6 protein-coding genes are annotated in these 6,724 nt (G+C 46.1%); all 6 read right to left on the bottom strand.

Annotated elements, in window-relative coordinates:
* Positions 1-1,330, bottom strand: a 1,330-nt coding sequence (locus tag KGY70_10710) for a hypothetical protein (protein MBS3775651.1), incomplete at its 3' end; no start/stop codon positions are given.
* Between the two features lie 65 nt (positions 1,331-1,395).
* Entirely contained in the window at positions 1,396-2,850 is a 1,455-nt protein-coding gene (locus tag KGY70_10705) for a hypothetical protein (GenBank protein MBS3775650.1), read from the bottom strand.
* A 34-nt stretch (positions 2,851-2,884) separates the two neighbouring features.
* Complete coding sequence (locus KGY70_10700; protein MBS3775649.1) at positions 2,885-3,958, bottom strand: Tat pathway signal protein; 1,074 nt, start codon at positions 3,956-3,958, stop codon at positions 2,885-2,887.
* 79 nt (positions 3,959-4,037) lie between these two features.
* Complete coding sequence (locus tag KGY70_10695) at positions 4,038-4,772, bottom strand: hypothetical protein (GenBank protein MBS3775648.1); 735 nt, start codon at positions 4,770-4,772, stop codon at positions 4,038-4,040.
* 481 nt (positions 4,773-5,253) lie between these two features.
* Complete coding sequence (locus KGY70_10690; GenBank protein MBS3775647.1) at positions 5,254-6,126, bottom strand: hypothetical protein; 873 nt, start codon at positions 6,124-6,126, stop codon at positions 5,254-5,256.
* Between the two features lie 11 nt (positions 6,127-6,137).
* The coding region (locus tag KGY70_10685) for a hypothetical protein (protein MBS3775646.1) at positions 6,138-6,724 on the bottom strand (587 nt) is incomplete at its 5' end.

Here is a 6,724-nt window from a genome sequence, read left to right as displayed (position 1 = left end):
TGGTAAATTCATCGGAATAGTTCCATTGGGGTGCCATGGGCAGATCTTTCCAGAGTATATAAGTGTAACCCGCCCTTAAAGAAATCATATCGGTTACTCTGTATGAGGCTGTCACATTCAAATTGTAATTCACCGATATCCAGGAAGTGGTGTGTTCAGGGAAATCAAACTCACCCGATAAAAATTCCTCTCTTCCCCATGTTTCATCGGGCAGAGAAATCAAATTTCCATCCATATCATACAGGGTAATCCTTTCCTTTTCTTCAATATCGTCCACATCTGTTCCTGTACCGGAAAATGAAGCCTCTCCGCTTAATACGGAGCCCCCTGCTTCCACCGAAAAAAGCAATGAAGGCAGTATCTCCCAGTGGGCTTCAATGCCTGCCAGGACTCCTGGAGAATTAAATTCCGAAGAAGTATTGGTTTCAAGCGTAATGTCATTGTGAAATATGTAATCCATGAAAACTTCCACCATAATTGAATCTTCGGCCTGCTCATCCCAAATATTCTGGGTCCATCTGTCCGTCAGTTCGGTATGACTGGTAATATTCAACGATTGCCGCAAATTATCACTCCATTGGCCATATTGAAAGCCGCCTTCCAGAGTTACCTCCATGCGCTCTTTTTTTACGACAGGATGCTGAACAGTAAACTGAAAAGAACCGAAAGAAACTTCATGGGAAGCCTCCCATTGAGTGGAGCCTTTTTCCGGGAAAAACTCAAGCTCATAATCTTCCTCCCCATTTTCATCAATATCCCGGAATCCTTCCACCCAGGACGCAGGAAAATTTCTGCTGGTGTGAAGGTCCCATCCCATATTCCAGAAGCTTACAAACCCATATCTAAAATCTTCGGATGTTTCTTCGCCCTGAAATTTATATCCCGGCACTTCGCCCGACTGTGCATCGGAAGCCTCCATACGAAACCACGACACACCTATACGGGTGTTTTTATAGGTGTATCCAAGCTCAACATTAAAAGGAAGGTTCGCTTCGGGGTCCGTTATAATGGGCATGGTCCTGTCACCATAATCGCTTTGATAATCTCCCTCATTGGGGGATTCATCGTCTTCCCATGAATTTTTTTCAAAACTTTCCACTTCCGACCCCAGGTTCTCTCCTACTCCACCAATGGAAAGACCGGGTAATACAAACAAGCGGACATCCAGTTGCCCTCCGGCCTTATTTTCGCTGTTCTCGCTTATAAACGCATCGATAGAGTTAAACTTCCAGGTCGTGTCTGCCCTGAATGGTGCCTTATTTGCCAACTGAGAATGGCTACTATAACTGCATATAAAAATGATCAGTGCTGTAATAAGCGTTTTCTTCATAAAATATAAAGTTTGTCTGTACTGAAAATTTTCTTTGTATTCATCCCCTTCACTTTTTGGCCATATTATCTGGTATTTTCCAGCATCCGCAGGGCCGTTTCAACCATCTTTTCCCCTGCCCCGGGCATCAGGCGTGAATTCATGGGTTCGTATTCTCCTTCTCTGAACTGGCGTTTTGTCGGGACATAATTAATGTCGATATTGGCCAGTTCAATCACCATGGTATTGGCAAAGGGAGATTGTTCTTTCAGCTTCAGGCCCAACTCAACCGAGACCTCACCCGGCAATGTCACGATTGCGGTTTCAGCACCAAGCCGAAACACATGGATTTCTACCGGCAGACGCCACGGCTCTCCTGAAACCACAGGAGTGACCGCTTCTCTGCCTCTCCTTTGCTTCAGGTCCAGAATCTTATTGCGCCGCCTTTCCTCCAGAAAGGAGCGTTCCTCATAAAGGGGTTCAGCATCTTCATCGCTGGCCCAACGATATTCTTCTTCTGTAAAATCCTGTAATGCCGGATAGATAATTCTGGACTTCGCCTCAAAATCAGGATGCAACTTTTCCCTTTCGGAAAAGGCTTCCTGAATGGCTTCAGCTAGTCTTTTCCCGATCATCTCCGTTTTCTTTTCTGCAGGCCGGGGAGCAGAAAAATCATGGTGATTCAGTTCCCCACAGGTCCCGTTCCCAAATACAGAAACCATATCTTCATCAAATATCTCCTGGAGATTTTCCTGAAGATAAAAGGGATAATCTCCATGAAACCTGGTTCCGCCGTGTGTATCGGTATGATTGGCAAAAACGGTAAGGGAAGCACTAAAATGCTCCTCTTCGGCAGGTCTGAACATTACAAAATGCACATCCCGATCAATGGGACCTGCCGGGCGAACAATTTTTGGATTCTGGAAACCCGGATTCCAGCCTACTTTACCGTTGGTCATAATTCGCCTCCGGTTGAAAGAGACGTCCGATTCATGCCCTATACCCGCTGTCAGCTCAGATTCCTGTGCTTTTGCGTCTGCATTGACAATGGTCTCGGTCATCTTCCGCATCAACTCCGCTACATAGCTTCCTTTATCCCCTTCGGTCAATGCTCCGGCTGACTGGCGGGAGCCATACTTCCTGACCGAATCGCGAAAAGCCGGTCCAGTATGGGTATGTGTGGCAGCAATGCTGATATGCTCAAAAGGGATATCTGTACGCTCAGAAACCCGCTCCCTGACAATCCTGCTCAGATCTCTCGGAATACAAAGCAGATCACAGATAAGCAAGGCGCCCCGGTTATCTCCCTGTTTGAATACCAGGGCCTTGGCGTAAAGCGGTGTGGCCACCCCGGTGCTCTCGCCCCGATAAGCAGGATAGCCAACGGGTGGAGTAATTTCATTCCGGGCAGCTCCTACTTTCAATACAGCGCTTTCCTCATTTGTTTGAAAACCTGAAACAAGAAGCAGGAGACACAGCATTAGAATGAATCGCGATAATGTGGAAAAATTCATCTGACACATGGTAAACTTAGGTTCCATAGCACATATTTTTTACAAAGAGAAGACCAATGATTTAATGATTGTTTAAGGCCGAGACCATCTGATCGATTGCCTGCTTATGCCTTTCAAAACAAGGTGCCAAAGTAGGCCGCCAGGGGGCCGTCATAAACCCATAGAGCCGGCCGGGATCAATAACATTTCTGCAATACTCAACCGTCATGCCCATATTATTGGGATCAGAATGGTTGCTCCCTGTCGGGATCTGGTCATAGCCACGCTTATCCAGAGCTTCATAATATTGTACGTATTCATGCGGATCGGAACCAAAATCCGTTCCGTAGTACCAGTTGCTTTGAAGTACGGATTTCGGCATTTTTCTGAAAAAAACATCCGGATGATGCCACACGTAGTCAGACCAAATCCAGGGGCGGACATTATTCTTTTCTACCTCACCGATCAGAAAATAAAAATCACCCCACCAGAGATTATCCTGCCTGATAACGGCATGTTTCAATCTTCGCTGATGTCGTGCGGTCTCTTCATCCATGCCTAAATGAAAAAACCGGGGTTTGTTAAACAGATCGGCTACTTCTGTGATGAGGTCCTTACAGACGCCATAATACTTATCTGTGGAAACCATCCGCGAATATTTCCCCAGCCAGATATCGTGGCCCGCACCAAAATTGAGCTTCGGAATGGGCTCCAGTCCCATTTTTCTCATTTTTCCAAGTTCCTTGCGCAACTTATCGGCTGGCCAGGCATTTTTAACTGCAATTTCCGGGTGGCTTTCAAATTTCACTCCATCTCCCACATCGATCAGGATCATGTTCATCCCCACCTGACTCATATATTCCAGTAAACCGTTCCACGTTTCCTCATCGAAAGTCAGCTCAGGTCTGTATCCATGTGCCCATTCCCTTGCTTCCTGGCAGGTTTGACATGCATAATCCGGATCTTTATATTCTTCCGGAATATAGTCCTCCCACATATTATAACTCAGATGAAGAAGAATGGCCTTTATGGTCTCATCAGAAGTTTGCTCCGGTGAGGAAAAAACATTCATAGGTTGTGCCAGCAGAGAACCAGAGAGGCTACTCAGTATTCCCGCTGCAATTGCTTTTTTAATAAAATCTCTGCGGTTTGTCATGGGCTATATCTTTTAAGTCAATGATTTAGAAAATTTTATTACAGGTTTGTATTTCGATATATCAGGAACACGGTAAAGATCAAAATTCCCAGCCAAGGCCTACAGAAGCAAAATTAATCAGGGTAAAATTATATACCTCATCCACATCGGCACCACCCTCCAGTATTCTGTAGCCGGCTTTTACCGAAAGATTGTCCGATAAGGGCACCTTGCCACCCAGGAAAAAGTCAAAGGCCCGGCCGGGGCCTCCTGCCAGTCCATCGCCGCTCAAATATGCGCGCCAGCATTCAAAATCATATGCCGCAAAAATGTGCAGCAACGGAACAAAACCAATATCATCCTTTTTGGCCCACAGCTCATCCGTGCTTAACCGTACTCTGGCATCCCTGATTTTGCCAGTAAAGCCCACACCCAAAGTCCACTTTTCGGTCGCCAGCACATCCCTCCTGTAGGTGAGCCGGTAGCTGTTAAACTTGTAGTAACCGTCAACATTCTGGCCTTCCGGGAAGCGGGTTCCCTGAAAATTGATGTCAAAAGGAGGTGAACCCTCATAATTTACACCCAAAGGGGCATAAAGACCAATCAGGTGATTCTTTCCCGCGAATGTATAACCAACTGTAATGCGAAGGGGGATGACCGGCCCCTGAAGTTCAAAATCCTCATCAAAACTGAATGTTGTGGCTGTTTGCTCATTGGGAATCCTAACATCATTGTAGCCCTGAAAAGCCAGGCCGGATTCTACATTCACGCTCAACTGAGCGTATACGGGGGTAAAAGCAACCCAGGTGATGAACAATAAGATAAGTTTTCTCATTTTGGATAAAATTTACATATACCAGATAATACATCTTTTGAATTATCCTATAAATTTAAAAAATATCGGACAATTTTGGAAATTTCAGCAATCAAAAATTTTCAAGTTCTTATAGCCCGAATTATTCGAAATAATTCTGACGCTATTGAAAAACCTAGCTTTTTACTTCATTATTTTTCGCAAAAAGCTGGTTTTTCTAATGCGGGGCTGCCTTGCTCCGCACGCTGTCGCTGAAGCTTTAGCGTAGGCGCCCAAAGCTTCGCGAAGGCGAGCCTGCATCCCTCCTGCTTACCACCCCACATTCACAAACTTTACTCCGTTCGTTTGTGAATAATGCAGGATAGAAAGGACAATATATACAATTCTGAATATTGCATTTGAAATATTTCTAATGCAGTGCCTGATAAATAGTTAACAAAAAAGGCAGGGATGAAGCTATTTTTCCCTGCCTTCTGATAATAGCCATTTCAATATGTTGGGATTATTCGACTCTCACACCCACACTTTGGGTTGATTTCCCGATTTGCAGTTTGATGGTATGCTTGCCTTCACTAAGTTTGGTCTGCAAAAGGGAGCCTTTGCCCAGTTCTCCATCCTTTGATGAACTCCAGACAAACCCTTCGTTAATTTCTCTCCCGGAATTGGGGTCGTAACCCTGGCCGGTAAGCAGAACGCTTCGTCCGGCACCCAGTACCTCGCCATCCAGTGGCGACAATATGAATGCTTCATAGGGCTTATCCTGAATAACAAATTCACCGGTTTCATCACTTGCATTGTTATAGCCATCGGTTACCTGGACTGTAAAACGGCAATTCTCTCCGCCAGGAAGCTCCATAACATCAATTTCCATTTGTTGCTCCCCGGTGCGGTTTCCTACCGGCTGCCATGTTTCCCCTCCATTGTTCGTATAAAATACCTTATGCTGCAAAGAAGCCTCACCCTTGTAAGAGGTCTTCCACTTCAGGTCAAGTGTTTCCTGATCAATGCGCCGGGGGATCTCAGAAGTTATATTGATTTCGGGACGGGCCTCCGGTACCCGAAATTCATCGATAATCTTTTGTTTGTATTCAAAACGTATGGCCCGGGTTCGTTCATCAAATGGAATGTAACCCCGAACAGCAAGCTGCGGAAGCTTTTCCGTGTCGTTGCAATAATAGCCGTAAGAGAGGGGAACACGAAGAACCACTTCTCCTCCCCCATCCAGTAGCAATGCCTGCATATCGCTTTCGACCTCAAGGATCTTATCAAAATCAACCTTGCGGCTTTTAAGAAACAGGGGCATATAACGGAAACCGGATTCTGTTTCCTGATCCAGTTGTCCGATTAATGTGAAGTATTGTTGATAGTCTGTCATCTTATCCTCCTTTATATTTGGTTCCAGAGTCGGTTCCACAAGTCAATTGACATCCAGCGGTCCTGGTAATTTGTAGTTCCGCTGATGTTGGGTGTACAATAGGTCATCAATGTGGGGATGCTTTGTGGCATCAACCGGTATGCGGCCACATCCATACCCACGTCTTCTGTTAGCGATACCAGGGAATTATCGACCCCAGCCGGATTTCCGCAGGCATTTACACCGGCGTTGGCCCCGACATTAACGCTGGATGCATGATCGATGCTTACGGTATGGGCCAGTTCATGGGCAAATGTTGCTCCCTGGCCGGAGCGGCTCAGCATCCTGGGATGGTCATCCCACCAGAATGGAATTACCCCGTCATTGGCCAGACCATTCCAGGCATATGCACCACTGTTCGGAACCAAGCCGGTCCAGATTTCACCATTGTCCTGGTAGTCATCCGCAATGTCATCCAGGCGGTCCAGCAGGTTGGACCAGCCATTCCCATTTGTTAAGTCTTCATCGCTCTGCGTATTTATTGTACGGTGGTTCGGAGCCCGAAATATCAGGAATCCCTGCTCGCGCACAGGAAGCCTTGTTCGCGCTCCCTGCAGAG

The organism is Bacteroidales bacterium, assembly GCA_018334875.1.
Taxonomy (GTDB): Bacteria; Bacteroidota; Bacteroidia; order Bacteroidales; family UBA12077; genus JAGXLC01.
This window is presented reverse-complemented; position numbering and strand designations above follow the sequence as displayed.